The organism is Bradyrhizobium sp. 1(2017), from assembly GCF_011602485.2.
GTDB lineage: Bacteria > Pseudomonadota > Alphaproteobacteria > Rhizobiales > Xanthobacteraceae > Bradyrhizobium.
On sequence record NZ_CP050022.2, the window covers coordinates 6,564,944 to 6,580,508 of the forward strand.

Sequence of the window (15,565 nt, forward strand, 5' to 3'; positions counted from 1 at the left end):
CACGCCATGAATGTTCTGTCTTCCGTCGACACCAAGAAAGCCGAGGCTGCCGAGATCGTGGACGAGCTCTGGTACAAGGACGCCATCATCTATCAACTCCACGTCAAGGCGTTTGCCGACAGCAACAATGACGGCATCGGTGACTTCGCCGGCCTGACCGAGAAGCTGCCCTATCTCCAGGAGCTCGGCGTCACTGCGCTGTGGCTGTTGCCGTTCTATCCCTCGCCGGGCCGCGACGACGGCTACGACATCGGCGATTACGGCGCGGTCAATCCCGACTTCGGGACGATGAAGGATTTCAAGCGCTTCATCCAGGAGGCGCAGAAGCGCGGCCTCCGTGTCATCACTGAGCTCGTGGTCAACCACACCTCGGACCAGCACAAATGGTTCAAGCGCGCGCGCCGCAGCCATCCGGGCTCGAGCGCCCGCAACTGGTATGTCTGGAGCGACACCGACCAGAAATACCAGGGCACGCGCATCATCTTCACCGACACGGAGAAGTCGAACTGGACCTGGGACCCCGAGGCCGGCGCCTTCTACTGGCACCGCTTCTTCTCGCACCAGCCGGACCTCAATTTCGACAATCCCCGCGTGGTCAGCGCCCTCATCCAGGTGATGAAGCGCTGGCTCGATGCCGGCGTCGACGGCTTTCGACTCGATGCCATTCCCTATCTCTGCGAGCGCGAGGGCACCTCGAACGAGAACCTGCCCGAGACGCATACGATCATCAAGCGGCTGCGCCAGGAGCTGGACGCCTACTCCAAGGGCAAGCTGCTGCTGGCCGAGGCCAATCAATGGCCGGAAGATGTGCAGGAATATTTCGGCCGTGGCGACGAGTGCCACATGGCCTACCACTTCCCGCTGATGCCGCGCATCTACATGGCGATCGCGCAGGAAGACCGTTTCCCTATCACCGACATCCTGCGCCAGACGCCGGATATCCCGGCGAGTTGCCAATGGGCGCTGTTCCTGCGCAACCATGACGAACTGACGCTGGAGATGGTCACCGACGTCGAGCGCGACTATCTCTGGACGACCTACGCCAACGACCCGCGCGCGCGCATCAATGTCGGCATCCGCCGACGCCTTGCACCGCTGATGGACAACGACCGGCGCAAGATCGAGCTGATGAACTCGCTGCTGCTGTCCTTTCCCGGCACGCCGATCATCTACTACGGCGACGAGATCGGGATGGGCGACAACATCTATCTCGGCGACCGCAACGGCGTGCGCACGCCGATGCAGTGGAGCCCGGACCGCAACGGCGGCTTCTCACGCTGCGACCCGGCCCGCCTCTACGCACCGCTGATCATGGACCCGGTCTACGGCTATGAGTCGGTGAACGTCGAGGCGCAGTCGCGCAGCCAGTCCTCGCTGCTCAGCGCCACCAAGCGGCTGATCTCGGTGCGCAAGTCGACGCTCGCCTTCGGCCGCGGCACCATGACCTTCATCCGTCCGGCCAACCGCGCCGTGCTCGCCTATGTCCGGCAATACCACGACGAGGTGATCCTCTGCGTCGCCAATCTGTCGCGCGCAGCGCAAGCGACCGAGCTCGATCTGTCGCCCTGGAAGGATCGCATCCCGCAGGAAATGCTCGGCCGCACGCGCTTCCCTCCGATCGGCGAACTGCCCTACATGATCACGCTGGGGCCTTACGGCTTCTACTGGTTCAAGCTCCAGGAGCGCGACAAGTCCGAGCCGGTGATCCCGCGCGCGGTGCCGGAGTTCGAGACCCTGGTGGTGCCGGTGAATTCGAACTGGGTGTCGCTCGCCCGCGAGCGCGGCGTGTTCGAGCGCGACGTTCTGCCGGGATTCCTGTCGCGGACGCGGTGGTATCCCGAGCACAATCCCAAGCAGATCGAGACCGCGCTGACCTCGGCGGTGCCGTTCAGCGACATCGGCGACAATCGGCCCTGGATCGCGTTCTTCGAAACCAAGCAAGAAGACGTGCAGACACGCTACGTGATGCCGCTGCAGATCGAGTGGGTGCGGTTCGACCGCGAGCGCTTCAACCCGAGGGCGCTCGCCGCCGTGCGCCAGGGCGCGCGCGAAGGCACGCTGCTCGACGTCGCAACCGAGCAAATCTTCATCGGGCTTTTCCTGCGGGGCCTATCGCAGAACCTGGTGGTGGAAGAGAACAATCTTCGGCTGGAATTCAAGGCGACCAGCCGTTTCGCCGATTATATCGTCAAGGAGCCCGAACGCATCCGCGCGATCGAGCAATCGAACAGCACCGCGCTGGTCGACAATCAATACGTCGCCAAGATCTATCGCCGGCTCGAAAGCGGCACCAGCCCCGAGATCGAGATCGGCCACTATCTCACGGAGGTCGCGCGCTTTGCCAATACCCCGGCGCTGCTCGGCAGCGTCGAGCTGGTCGAGGCGGGGCAGCGCAGCGCGCTCGGCGTGCTGCATGCCTATGTCGAGAACCAGGGCGACGGCTGGACGGTGACCACGGGTTATCTCGATCGCTATATCGACGAGCAGCGCGTCCTGCCGGTGGGCGAAATGCTCCGCGAGACCCAGGAGCAGGCGCCTTACCTGCATTTCATCGGTCAGATCGGTCGACGGCTCGGCGAGCTGCATGTCGCTCTGGCCGCGGCGGGGCCGGACGATCTCGCGCCGGAGCCGATCGGATCCGCATACGTCAAGCACCTCGTGTCCGACCTCAAGGCGCGCGCGGAGCGGGTTTTCGAGCGGCTGGCCGACATCCGCGACGGCCTGCGGGAGGCGGAGCGGCTGCTGATCGATCAGCTCACGGCGGCCCGTGCGACCCTGTTCGACCGCCTGAATGCGCTATTGCCTTCCGGGATTGGCGGGTTGAACATCCGCCATCATGGCGACTTCCGGCTCGGGCAAACTCTGATCGTGAAGGACGATATCTTCATCATCGACTTCGACGGCGATCCGCGTGTGCCACTGGCCGACAAGCGGCGCAAGGCGCCGGCCGCGCGCGACGTTGCCGGCCTGATCCACTCGATCGATATTTCGGTCAACGCGGCCCTGGCTCGCGCGCTCACGGGCGCCTCCGACGAGCACGGCCGGCTGGCGACCGCTCTCGACGAATGGCGCGAGCGCGCCACCGCGACCTTCCTGTCCGCCTATCGCGAAGCCATGACCGATCGGCGTCTGTGGCCGGACCATCGACAATCTGCGGAAAGCCTGTTGAGGTTCTTCCTGCTCGATCAAGCGTTCAACGAAGTAGAGTACGAGCTGTCCCACCGGCCTGAGGGGCTTCATGCGCCGCTGACCGGACTGCTTCGCATTCTGTCCAGTGCCGAGAGCGAAGCCCATGCCTAAACTGCCCGCCGAAGCCTACGCGATCATAGAGGGCCGCCACTCCGATCCTTTCCATTATCTCGGGCTGCATCCCGAGGGCGGGAGAAGCGTGGTGCGCGCTTTTCTCCCCGAAGCCTCCAATGTCGAGGCGGTCGGCGAGCATGGTGAGGTCGCATCGCTCGACCGCGTGCACGATTCCGGCCTCTTCATCGGGGCCCTCCCCAATGGCTCGAAGCACTACCAGCTGCGCGCGAAATTCGGTGGCAACGTCGTCGAGTTCGAGGACGCCTACCGCTTTCCGCCGATCCTGACCGATTTCGACCTCTATTTGCTCGGCGAGGGCACCGATCAGCGCCTCTACGACAAGCTCGGGGCGCATCCGATGCGGCTCGAAGGCGTCGACGGCATCGGCTTCGTGGTGCTGGCGCCGAACGCGCGGCGCGTATCCGTGGTCGGCGACTTCAACTTCTGGGACGGCCGACGCCATCCCATGCGGGTGCGCGGCAGCGGCTATTGGGAGCTGTTCATCCCGCATGCGAAGATTGGCGATCACTACAAGTTCGAGATCATCGGCCCGCACGGCCATCTGCTTCCGCTGAAATCAGATCCGATGGCCTTTGCGAGCGAGGTGCGGCCAAAGACGGCGTCCATCGTGTTCGACGAGGCGCGTATGCAACGGCCGCGGCCGGCCCCCGACGGCATCAACGCGCTGTCGGCGCCGATGTCGATCTACGAGGTCCATCTCGGTTCGTGGCGGCGCAAGAACGGCGACGAATGGCTGACCTATCGCGAACTGGCCGAGCAGCTGCCGGCCTATGCCCGCGACATGGGCTTCACCCATCTCGAATTCCTGCCCGTGAGCGAGCATCCCTTCGACGGCTCCTGGGGCTATCAGCCGACCGGCCTCTATGCGCCGACCAGCCGCTTCGGCACGCCGGAGGATTTCGCCGCGCTGGTCGATGCATGCCATCGCGAGGGCGTCGGCGTGCTGCTCGACTGGGTGCCCGGCCACTTCCCGGATGATCCGCACGGCCTCGGCAGTTTCGACGGCACCGCGCTCTACGAGCACGCCAACCCGCTCCAGGGCCGCCACCTCGACTGGGGCACGCTGATCTACAATTACGGCCGCACCGAAGTGACGAACTTCCTGGTGTCGAACGCGCTGTTCTGGCTGGAGCACTACGCGATCGACGGGCTGCGCGTCGATGCGGTCGCATCCATGCTCTACCTCGACTACAGCCGGCCGCCGGGCGCCTGGGTCCCGAACCAGTATGGCGGCCGCGAGAACATCGAGGCCATCAACTTCCTGCGGCGCTTCAACACCGAGCTGTTTGCCCGATTCCCGCAGGCGACCACGGCCGCCGAAGAGTCCACCGCCTGGCCGCAGGTCTCGCGCCCGGTCGAATTCGGCGGGCTCGGCTTCGGCTACAAGTGGAACATGGGCTGGATGCACGACACGCTGAGCTACATCAGCAAGGATCCGATCTACCGCAAGCACCATCACGGCGAGATCCTGTTCGGCCTGCACTACGCCTTCTCGGAAAACTTCATCCTGCCGCTGTCGCATGACGAGGTCGTGCACGGCAAACGTTCCATTCTCGGCCGGATGCCGGGCGACGAGTGGCAGCGTTTCGCGAATTTGCGCGCCTATTACAGCTTCATGTTCGGCCATCCCGGCAAGAAGCTGTTGTTCATGGGAGCGGAGATCGCGCAGAGCCGCGAATGGAACCACGACCAGTCGCTCGACTGGCACCTGCTCGAGTACAAGTACCATTCCGGCATCCAGGCGCTGATCCGCGACCTCAACCGGCTCTACCGCGCCGTGCCGGCGCTGCACCAGATGGATTGCGACCAGGCCGGCTTCGAATGGCTGATCACCGACGATGCCAACCGCAACGTATTCGCCTGGCTGCGCAAGGGCTTCGACGAGCACGCGCGGTGCCTGGTGATCGTCAACTTCTCGCCGAACGTCTATCAGAGCTACCGCGTTCCTGTACCCTTTGGCGGCAAGTGGAAAGAGGTGTTCAATTCGGATTCGGCCCATTATGGCGGCAGCAACGTTGGGAACGTCGGGGAAGTTCACGCCGTTGACGGAGAGCTTCGCCTCACCATTCCACCGCTTGCAGCGATCTTCCTCGTTCCAGAAAGCTGACCGATGCGCCTGACTGCCGGATCGCCCGCACGCCTCGGCGCAAGCTGGGACGGACGCGGCACCAATTTCGCTCTGTTCTCCGCCAACGCGCAGAAGGTCGAACTGTGCCTGTTCGACACGCAAGGCCGCCGCGAGCTCGAGCGGATCGAGCTGCCTGAAAAGACCGAGGACGTCTGGCACGGCTATCTCAACGACGTCTCACCCGGCCAGCTCTACGGCTATCGCGTGCACGGTCCCTACGAGCCCGAGCACGGCCACCGCTTCAACGCCAACAAGCTGCTGCTCGACCCCTATGCCAAGCGGCTTGCCGGACGGCTGGTCTGGAGCGATGCGCATTTCGCCTACCGCACCGGCTCACCGCGCGAGGACCTGTCGTTCGACCGGCGCGACAACGCGCGCGGCATGCCCAAGGCCGTCGTCGTCGACGAGACCTTCAATTGGGGCCGGCGCGAGATCCGTCCCAACATCCCCTGGGAAGACACCATCATCTACGAGGCCCACGTCAAGGGCCTGACGCAGAAGCGGGACGACGTGCCGCCGAACTTGCGCGGCACCTATGGCGGCCTGTCGTCGCCGGCGATGATCGATCACCTGAAGAGGCTCGGCGTGACCACGGTCGAGCTTCTGCCGATCCACAGCTTCGTCGACGACCGCATCCTGGTGGAAAAGAAGCTCGCCAATTACTGGGGCTACAACACGCTGTCCTTCTTCGCGCCCGAGCCGCGCTACGCCCAGGACAACGCGCTCGATTCCTTCCGCACCACGGTCGCGCGGCTGCACGACGCCGGCATCGAGGTCATGCTGGACGTCGTCTACAACCACACCGCCGAGGGCAACCATCTCGGCCCGACGCTGTGCTATCGCGGCATCGACAACGCCTCCTATTACTGGCTGAACCGCGAGAACCCGCGCTATTACGACGACTTCACCGGCTGCGGCTCGTCGGTGAACCTCACCCATCCGCGGGTGCTCCAGATGGTGATGGACTCGCTTCGCTACTGGGTCGAGGTCTGCCACGTCGACGGCTTCCGCTTCGATCTTGCCACCACGCTGGCGCGCGGTCCGAACGGCTTTGATCGCGGCATCTCGTTCCTGACCGCGATCCGGCAGGATCCGGTGCTGGCGACCGTCAAGCTCGTCGCCGAACCGTGGGACCTCGGACTCGGCGGCTACCAGGTTGGTGCATTCCCCTCGCAATGGTCGGAATGGAACGACCGCTATCGCAGCGCCATGCGGCGCTACTGGAGCGGCGAAGGCAGCCTGATCGGCGACATCTCCAGCCGCATGACGGCATCCTCCGACCTGTTCAATCACGACGGAAGGCGGCCCCGCGCCAGCATCAACCACATCACCGTGCATGACGGCTTCACGCTCGCCGACCTCTTCAGCTACAACGAGAAGCACAACGAGGCCAACGGCGAGGACAATCGCGACGGCTCCAACGACAACCACAGCAACAATTGCGGCGTCGAAGGCCCGACCGACGATCCCAATATCCTCGGCCTGCGCCGGCAGCTTCGCAAGAACGTGCTGGCCTGCCTGATGCTGGCGCAAGGCATTCCGCTGATCCTCGCCGGCGACGAGGTCGGCAATTCGCAATCCGGCAACAACAACGCCTATTGCCAGGACAACGAGGTCGGCTGGGTCGGCTGGGACAATCTCGGCAAGGAGGGTGACGACATGGTCGATTTCGTCGCCCATCTTGCCGACATCCGCCGCCGGTTCTCGCAGCTGCGCAGCCATCGCTGGCTCGATGGCCGCCCCAAGGACGGCATCTCCTACGGTGCGTTGTGGCTGACGCCTGCCGGGGACGAGATGACGGAGAACGACTGGAAATTTCCCGAAGGGCGGTTTCTCTCCTATGTGATGGGCCCGATGGAACCGGGTAGCGCCGCGATCTTTATCGTACTGAACGCCGCCCCCGAAGAGATCGCATTCAAATTGCCCAAAATGACCGAATACAAGAGCTGGCAGCAGATCCTCAACACGACCGAGGCCAGGCTGAACTCGATCGACTTCCCGCCCGGAAGCGACAGCAAGGCGCCGCCGCGCTCCGTGCTCGCCTTCGCGGGCGCGCTATGAGGCCATCCTTCGGGGCGAGGCCGACCAAGGACGGCGTGTCGTTCCGGCTGTGGGCGCCAGGCGCGCGTCGCGTCGATCTCCTGCTCGACCGGAGGCACGCGATGCAGCGCCGGCAGGATGGCTGGTACGTGGCCGAGATTGCCGACCTGCACGTCGGCAGTCCTTACAAGTTCAGGATCGACGACGAGATCGACGTGCCCGATCCGGCCTCGGCGTTCCAGCCCGAGGATGTGTTCGGCCCGAGCGAGGTGATCGATCACGACGCCTTCGCCTGGCGCGCGCGCGATTGGCGCGGCCGTCCCTGGGAAGAGACGGTGCTGATCGAGACCCATGTCGGCACCTTCACACAGGAAGGCACCTATCGCGCCATGATCGACCGGCTCGATCATCTCGTGGCGACGGGAATCACCGCGCTGGAGTTGATGCCGCTGGCCGATTTCGCCGGGCGACGCGGCTGGGGCTATGACGGCGTGCTGTGGTATGCGCCCGACAGCGCCTATGGCCGGCCCGAAGACCTGAAGACGCTGATCGACGAGGCGCATCTGCGCGGGCTGATGGTGTTCCTCGACGTCGTCTACAATCATTTCGGCCCGGAAGGAAACTACCTCGGCCGTTACGCGCCGACCTTCTTCACCGATGCGCATACGCCCTGGGGCAGCGCGATCGACTATCGCGTGCCGCAGGTGCGCGCATTCGCGGTCGAGAACGCGCTGTCCTGGCTCACCGATTATCGCTTCGACGGCCTCAGGCTGGATGCCGCCAACCACATCATGGCAATCCCCGGCGAGCAATCGATGCTGCAAGACCTCAGCGTTGCCGCCGGCGAGCTCGCCAAGGCCACGGGGCGGCACATCCATCTCGTGCTGGAGAACGGCGACAATCGCGCCAGCCTGCTCGATGCCGCGCAGGAGCCGCCAAACGGCAAATATCGCGCGCAGTGGAACGACGACTATCATCACGTCTGGCACGTGATGCTGACCGGCGAGCTTGCCGGCTACTATGCCGACTACCAGACGCCGCGCATGGATCTTGCGCGCGCGCTCGCCTCCGGCTTCGTCTACCAGGGCGAGATCTCGGAGTTCTGGGGCAAGAAGCCGCGCGGCGAGTCGAGCGGCGAGCTGCCGCCGGCGACCTTCGTCAACTTCCTGCAAAATCACGACCAGATCGGCAACCGCCCGCTCGGCGACCGGCTCGAAAGCCTGGCCTCCCCCAGGCAGATCGAGGCCGCGCTCGCGGTCAGCCTGCTCGCGCCGATGGTGCCGATGCTGTTTCAGGGTGAGGAATGGGGCTCCACGGCGCCCTTCCCGTTCTTCTGCGACTTCCAGGGCGGATTGGCCGATGCCGTGCGCAAGGGGCGCAAGCAGGAATATGCCTGGGCCTATGAAAAATACGGCGACGAGGTGCCTGATCCGCTCGATCCGGCAACGCTGCAATCGGCCATGCTCGATTGGAGCGGCCGCACGCCCGAACAGAACGCGCGATTGACGCTGGTGCGAGAGCTGCTCGCACTCCGCCGCAAGGAGATCATGCCGCGGCTGAAAGGGGCAAGGTTCGGCGATGCCGAGGCAGCGGATACCGGCCTGCTCACCGCACATTGGCGCATGGGGGACGGCGCGACGCTACGCCTGACCGCCAACCTCTCGGACAAGGATGTCGCCTATTCCAACAGCGATGCGGGCACGCCGATCTGGGGCGGCGAGGCCGGCGAGCGGCTTCCGCCCTGGTCGGTGATCTGGCGCCTCGGAGGTTAGCATGCCTCCTGCCATTCCGCTCGCGACCTACAGGCTCCAGCTCACTGCGGATTTCGACTTCGACAAGGCCGCAGCGGTCGTGCCTTATCTCAAGGCGCTCGGGATCACGCATCTCTACGCCTCGCCGGTGATGAAGGCGCGCAAGGGATCGACGCACGGCTACGACACCGTCGATCACGGCCAGTTCAATCCCGAGCTCGGTGGCGAGGCCGGCTTCGCGCGGCTGAGCGAGGCACTGATCAAGAACGATCTCGGTCTCATCATCGACTTCGTGCCCAACCATGTCGGCGTGCATTTCGCCGACAATCCCTGGTGGCTCGACGTGCTGGAATGGGGCCAGGCCTCGCCGCATGCGGTGTCCTTCGACATCGATTGGGATCAACTGGCCTTCCGCGCCCGCGGCGGAGTGCTGCTGCCGATCCTCGGGGCGCCCTATGGCGAGGCGCTCGAGCGCGGCGACATCGAGCTGCGCTACGATCCCGACGAGGGAAGTCTCTCCGCGTGGTATTTCGAGCATCGCCTGCCGATCGCACCGGAGCGGTACGGCGAGGTGCTCCGCATGGTCGTCAAGGAAGCGGACGCGGCGCAGACGGAGCCCGGTAAGCGCCTGCTCGCGCTCGCAGCACGCTACACCGGGTTACGCCGGCCCAACCGCAAGGAAGCTCCCGCCTTCAAATCGGAGCTCAAGGAGATTGAAGGCGCAGCCGACCTGATCGTGCGCGGTCTTGCCGCCTACCGTGCCGCCAAGGACCGACCCGCACAGACGCTGGCGCTGCATCATCTGCTCGAGCGCCAGCATTACAAGCTCGGCCATTGGCGGCTTGCTTCCAGCGACATCAACTATCGCCGCTTCTTCGACGTCAACGGGCTCGCCGGCCTGCGCGTCGAGGATCCCGGCACCTTTGCCGCCACGCACCGGCTGGTCAAGCAGCTCATCGCCGACGGCAGGCTGCAGGGCATCCGCCTGGATCACATCGACGGATTACGCGATCCCGCGCAATATTGCCAGCGGCTGCGCCGCCTGGTGCGCGATGCGCAAGGCAACACCAAGCCGTTCTACACGGCGATCGAGAAGATCCTGTGCGAGCACGAACGCCTGCCGCATTTCGCCGGCGTCCAGGGCACCACCGGCTATGAGTGGATGAACGTCATCACCCAGGTTCTGGTCGACGCCAAGGGGCTCTCGGCACTGGACGAGACGTGGCGGCAGATCAGCAACCGGCCGCCGCAGCTCGCGCCTTACGTCAAGGACGCCAAGCGGCGCGTACTGGAGACGCTGCTCACGAGCGAGTTCACGGTGCTGACGCGCCTCGTGGCACGTATCGCCAATGGGCATTACTCGACCCGCGATTTCTCCGCCGACAGCCTGCGGCAGGCGCTGGAGCTCTACGTGCTGCATTTCCCGGTGTACCGCACCTACCTCACGACGAGCGCACCGACCGCACACGATCGCAAACTGATCGACGACACCATCGAACGCGCTCGTTCCGAATGGTTCGCCGCGGATGAGGGCATCTTCGACTTCCTGCGCGACGCCCTGACCATGGACCTGCTCAAGCCCGGCCGGCCCCCGCACAGCGCGCCGCGCGTGCGCCGCTTCGCGCTGAAAGTGCAGCAATTCACCGGGCCGGTGATGGCGAAATCGCTGGAAGATACCGCATTCTATCAATTCCACCGGCTGCTGGCGCTGAACGAGGTCGGCGGCGATCCCGCGAGCAATGGCCTCACGATTGCCGCCTTCCACCAGGCCATGCAGGCCCGTGCCAAGGAATGGCCGCAGGGCATGACCGCGACGGCCACCCACGACACCAAGCGCGGCGAGGATGCCCGGGCGCGCATCGCGGCGCTCAGCGAGATTCCCGGCGAATGGACCAGCGCGGTGGCCCGCTGGAAGGTGCTGAATGCGCCGCATCTTACGCACCAGGGCAATTTCCGCGCGCCGTCCACGACATTCGAGTATATGCTCTATCAGACCCTGCTCGGGGCCTGGCCGCTCCAGGGGCCGGTCGATGCCGGTTTCGTCGAACGCATCCAGGCCTATGCGCTCAAGGCCGCGCGCGAAGGCAAGGAGGAGACGAGCTGGCTCAATCCGCATGAAGCGTATGAGAACGGCGTCAAGAGCTTCATCGACAAGCTTCTCGATCCCGCTCAGTCCGCAGAATTCCGAGAGGCGCTGCAAACCCTGGCCCGCCGCGTCGCGCTGCTCGGCATGCTGAACTCGCTGAGCCAGCTCACGCTCAAGGCGACGCTGCCGGGCGTGCCGGACTTCTACCAAGGCACCGAATTCTGGGACCTGTCGCTGGTCGATCCCGACAATCGGCGGCCGATCGACTTTGCCGCACGCCACGCGGCGCTGATCTCACTGGACAATCCGGATTGGCGCGGCCTGAGCAAGAGCTGGCCGGACGGCCGGCTCAAGCTCGCCTGGACGCGCCATCTCCTCGTGCTCCGCAACCGCCTCCCCGACATCTTCGTCAAGGGTGACTATCGGCCGCTCGAGGTGTGCGGCGAGCATGCCGACCACGTCATCGCCTTTGCCCGCAGCCATGGCCGCGCGGCCGCGATCGTCGTGGTCGGACGTCACTTCGCGCCGTTCTCGCAAGCAGGCCGGGAATGGCCCGCGCTGGAGGGCTTGGATGCAACCGTCGACATCAGCGACTACAGTGCGGCAGGTCTCGCGGGCAACGAACTGCCGGTCATGCAGGCCTTGCGCGATCTTCCCGCGACGATCATCGAAGCGCGCATCGCCAGTGCAACCAAGCCGATGCGGCAGCGCGTGCGCGCCTGAGGTTACTTCCCTCCATCCTTGGTGAGCAGCAACTGGCCGCGCTTCTTGATCGTGGCTTGCGCCATCTCGGCAAAGCGCTGCAACAGCCACGGCAGCACCACCTCGACCCGGACCTGATCCTCGGTGACGTCGACCTGCCCGGTCGCAACCTGCCCGAGGGCGCGGATGCGAAAATTCATGCTGTCGCCGCTCCAGCGCTCCTCCTCGACCTGCATCACCGGAATGCTCGCCGCCGCGCGGCCGAGTCCCGCTTTCAGCCGGCGCACCGCCTCCTCGCGGCCGAGACGATGCGGAATTGAAACGACAAGCGGTGCTGACATGGCCGTGGCCCCTGCTGATTGACCTTCATTCCATCATGCCCGATGGCAGGGCAAAAGTTCCATGCATGTTGGAGGCCGAGCCCACGTTGCAAGGCCGGAACTTTAAAACCTGCGGCAAGTTGCCCCCGCACAAGGGACAGGTGCAACGACCCTTTCAACAAAGGGCTGGAGGAGACTCGCATGTCTATCGGCACGATCATTCTGATCATCTTGATCATCGCCCTGCTCGGCGGCTTCAGCGGCATCGGCGGCGGGCCGTTCTACGGCACCGGCTATTACGGCGGCGGCGGCCTCGGGCTCGTCATCGTCATCCTGCTGATCCTGCTCCTGATGGGACGGATCTAGTCAAACGGCAAGTCGCGTAGGGTGGGCAAGGGCGCAACGCGCCGTGCCCACCTGTTCGCACCGTGGGCACGCTTCGCTTTGCCCACCCTGCGAGCGCCGCGCCCGTAGCAAAAACCTACTTCATCTTCGAAGCCAGCTTCTTGATCGCCGCCTTGATCGACGCGGCGGCATCATCGTAACCCTCCCACGCCTTCGATCGCGCCAGCAAGCCCGGCACGGTGCGTATCGTATATCGCTTCGGATCGAGATCGCTCTTCACTTGCGCCCAGGTCACCGGCATCGACACCGTGGCACCGACGCGCGCACGCGGCGAGAGCGGGGCAACCGCGGTCGACATGCGGTCGTTGCGCAAATAGTCCAGGAAGATCTTTCCCTTGCGCAGCTTCTTCGACATGTTGAGCAGATAGCGCTCGGGATCGTCGTTGGCCATCCACTGGCAGACGCCTTGCGCAAACGCCTTGGCCTCCTTCCAGCTCACCTTGTCACGCGCGCCGTGGAGCAGCGGCACCACCACGTGGATGCCCTTGCCGCCCGTGGTCTTGCAGAAACTGTCCATGCCGACATCGGCGAGCCGCTGCCGCATCTCCTTGGCCGCTTCGACGACGTCGGCGAACTCGACATCGGGCGCGGGATCGAGATCGAACACCAGCCGGCCCGGCGTGTCATAGGCATCGGGCGCGCAGTTCCAGGGATGCAGTTCGACACCGCCGATCTGCGCCACCGCGGCGAGCCCTTCGATCCGGTCGATCTGCAGATACGGCTTGCGGTCGCCGGAAACTCTTGCGAGTTCGAGCAGGTTCGACGTGCCCTGCATGGCATGGCGCTGGAAGAAGGTTTCACCACCGATGCCGTCAGGCGCGCGCACGATCGAACAGGGGCGGCCCTTCAGGTGCTCGATCATCCAGGCGCCGATCGCCTCGAAGTAGCGCGCAAGATCGAGCTTTGTCGTGCCTTCGCCATCACCGCCGTCCGGCCACAGCTCCTTCTCGGCCTTTGAGATGACAACGCCCATCACCTCGGCCGTGCCAGCATCTTTCGACCGCTTGCCTGTCTTCGGCACGGGTCGCTTCCGAGCCGAGGGTTTGGCAAGTTCGGCATCGACGGGCGTCTCGGCCTTTACCTCCTCGGCAGACTTGTCCTGCCGCAGGCCCTTGAAAGCCGCCTGGCGGATATTGCCGTCCGCGGTGAAGCCGGCGAACTCGATCTCCGCGACGAGCTCGGGCTTCAGCCAGTGCACCTCACGGGTCATCTTCGGTGCGTTCTTGCCGCCGAACGGGCTTTCCTTGGCCGCCATGGCCTTCAGCGACGGCATGATGCGCTTGACCTTGTCCGCGCCAAATCCGGTGCCGACCATACCGACGAAGGCGAGATGATCGCCGCGCTGAACGCCCGCCATCAGCGAACGGAATTTGCCGTTGGTCGTCTTGTAGCCGCCGATCACGACCTCATGGCCGGCGCGGCATTTGGCCTTGGTCCAGCTTTCGGTGCGCCCCGAACGATAGGGCGCGTCCAGCTTCTTCGACACCACGCCTTCCAGCTCGAGCTTGCAGGCGGACTGCAGCACGGCATCGCCGCCGCTCTCGAAATGCTCGACATAGCGGATCTGGGTCGACTTCCGCTTGCGCGATTCCAGCAGCTTCTCGAGCTGCGCCTTGCGCTCGCCGAGCGGCAGCCGGCGGTAGTCCTCGCCTTCCGCGAACAGAAGGTCAAAGGCAAAGAAGAGCAGCTCGTCGGTCTTGCCATCGGACAGCGCCGCCTGAAGCGAGGAAAAATTCGGCGCGCCATTGTGGTCGAGCGCGACAATCTCGCCGTCGATCATCACGTCCGGCAGCGTAGCCGCTTCCTTGGCGATAGAGGCAAACTTCCCGGTCCACTCGAGGCCCTTGCGCGTCTTCAGCGTCGCCTCGCCGTCCTCGACCCGAAGCTGCACGCGATAGCCGTCGAACTTGATCTCGTGGCACCAGCCGTCGCCGCCCGGGGGTCGCTCGACCAGCGTACAGAGCTGCGGCGCGACGAAGTCCGGCATCTCCGAGACCTTCTTCGCGTTCGTCGCCGTCGTCGCCTTCCGCCTTGCCGAGCTGCCGGGCTTCAACGCCGTGCGCGGCGCCGGCTTGACCGTACGTCCTTTCGTCTCCTCGGCGCGATTGGATTGCCAGACCGCGTCGGCCTTGGCCTTGGCGCCTTTCGCCAGCATGAACGGTTTTGGTGCGCGGCCCTTGCCCTCGGCGATCTGCTCCATCGCGCGGCCGGAGGCGACGGACTTGTCCTCGTCGAGGATATCGTTGTCCGCGCCTTCGCGGACATGTTCGTCGCGGTGCTTGATCAGGAGCCAATTGGTGCGCTTGCCGCCGGTGCGGTCGTTGCGCATGCGCACCAGCACCCAGCTTCCATGCAGCTTCTCACCATGCAGGATGAACTTCAGATCACCCTTCTTGAAGCCGGCTTCGGGGTCATCCGATTCCCAGGTGCCGCGGTCCCACAGCATCACTGTGCCGCCGCCATATTGCCCTTCCGGGATGATGCCTTCGAAATCACCATAGTCGAGCGGGTGATCCTCGACCTCGACCGCCAGCCGCTTGTCGTGCGGATCGAGCGAGGGCCCCTTCGTCACCGCCCAGGATTTGAAGACGCCGTCGAACTCGAGCCGCAGATCATAATGCAGCCGCGTCGCATCATGCTTCTGGATCACGAAGCGCCGCTGCTTCGATGGCGCCACCGCCGTCTTGCCTGAAGGCTCGGGCGTCTTCTCGAAGTCACGCTTCTGTCGGTAAGTGGAGAGTTTCTGCAGCACGACCGGTCCCGCTTCTCTTTCGGCACTCAAGCCTATCACGGCGAAAGTCCCACCCGG

At 64.7% G+C, this 15,565-nt stretch carries 8 protein-coding genes; 6 read left to right on the forward strand and 2 right to left on the reverse strand.

The genetic code is table 11. The features are described 5' to 3' along the window. The first annotated feature begins 6 nt into the window (after nt 1-6). Genes treS through treY form a run of 5 tightly spaced genes read left to right on the forward strand, consistent with a single transcriptional unit; the run spans nt 7 to nt 12,052 of the window. Nucleotides 7-3,300, forward strand: coding sequence for a maltose alpha-D-glucosyltransferase (treS, locus tag HAP40_RS31175; protein WP_166814041.1), 3,294 nt, complete (start codon nt 7-9; stop codon nt 3,298-3,300). After that, the gene (glgB, locus tag HAP40_RS31180) at nt 3,293-5,431 is read left to right on the forward strand and encodes a 1,4-alpha-glucan branching protein GlgB (RefSeq protein WP_166814039.1); all 2,139 of its coding nucleotides are present in this window, start codon (nt 3,293-3,295) and stop codon (nt 5,429-5,431) included. Before treS ends, glgB begins: the two co-directional genes overlap by 8 nt. Before the next feature lie 3 nt (nt 5,432-5,434). Continuing rightward, entirely contained in the window at nt 5,435-7,513 is a 2,079-nt protein-coding gene (glgX, locus tag HAP40_RS31185; protein WP_166814037.1) for a glycogen debranching protein GlgX, read from the forward strand. Beyond that, nucleotides 7,510-9,264, forward strand: a complete 1,755-nt coding sequence (treZ, locus tag HAP40_RS31190) for a malto-oligosyltrehalose trehalohydrolase (RefSeq protein ID WP_166814035.1) — start codon at nt 7,510-7,512, stop codon at nt 9,262-9,264. Before glgX ends, treZ begins: the two co-directional genes overlap by 4 nt. A gap of 1 nt (nt 9,265) precedes the next feature. After that, nucleotides 9,266-12,052: a malto-oligosyltrehalose synthase gene (gene treY / locus HAP40_RS31195; RefSeq protein ID WP_166814033.1), complete on the forward strand. Its 2,787-nt coding sequence runs from the start codon at nt 9,266-9,268 to the stop codon at nt 12,050-12,052. 2 nt (nt 12,053-12,054) lie between these two features. On the opposite strand, the gene HAP40_RS31200 is transcribed toward treY, so the two are convergent. Beyond that, nucleotides 12,055-12,372 carry a polyhydroxyalkanoic acid system family protein gene (locus tag HAP40_RS31200; RefSeq protein WP_166814031.1) on the reverse strand — a complete coding sequence of 106 codons (318 nt, stop codon included), beginning with the start codon at nt 12,370-12,372 and terminating at the stop codon, nt 12,055-12,057. Nucleotides 12,373-12,552: 180 nt separating this feature from the next. On the opposite strand from HAP40_RS31200, the gene HAP40_RS31205 reads away from it, so the two are divergent. Beyond that, complete coding sequence (locus tag HAP40_RS31205; RefSeq protein ID WP_008560028.1) at nt 12,553-12,717, forward strand: DUF3309 family protein; 165 nt, start codon at nt 12,553-12,555, stop codon at nt 12,715-12,717. A 115-nt stretch (nt 12,718-12,832) separates the two neighbouring features. On the opposite strand, the gene ligD is transcribed toward HAP40_RS31205, so the two are convergent. Next, a complete protein-coding gene (gene ligD / locus HAP40_RS31210) occupies nt 12,833-15,508 on the reverse strand; it encodes a DNA ligase D (protein WP_166819271.1) in 2,676 nt (891 codons plus the stop codon). Nucleotides 15,509-15,565: the final 57 nt, after the last annotated feature.

What these genes read in the sequence shown, in the direction of transcription:
- glgX (WP_166814037.1), top strand. Translation starts at nt 5,435, where the DNA reads ATGCGCCTGACTGCCGGATCGCCCGCACGCCTCGGCGCAAGCTGGGAC.
- HAP40_RS31205 (WP_008560028.1), top strand. Translation starts at nt 12,553, where the DNA reads ATGTCTATCGGCACGATCATTCTGATCATCTTGATCATCGCCCTGCTC.
- treZ (WP_166814035.1), top strand. Translation starts at nt 7,510, where the DNA reads ATGAGGCCATCCTTCGGGGCGAGGCCGACCAAGGACGGCGTGTCGTTC.
- treY (WP_166814033.1), top strand. Translation starts at nt 9,266, where the DNA reads ATGCCTCCTGCCATTCCGCTCGCGACCTACAGGCTCCAGCTCACTGCG.
- treS (WP_166814041.1), top strand. Translation starts at nt 7, where the DNA reads ATGAATGTTCTGTCTTCCGTCGACACCAAGAAAGCCGAGGCTGCCGAG.
- HAP40_RS31200 (WP_166814031.1), bottom strand. Translation starts at nt 12,372, where the DNA reads ATGTCAGCACCGCTTGTCGTTTCAATTCCGCATCGTCTCGGCCGCGAG.
- glgB (WP_166814039.1), top strand. Translation starts at nt 3,293, where the DNA reads ATGCCTAAACTGCCCGCCGAAGCCTACGCGATCATAGAGGGCCGCCAC.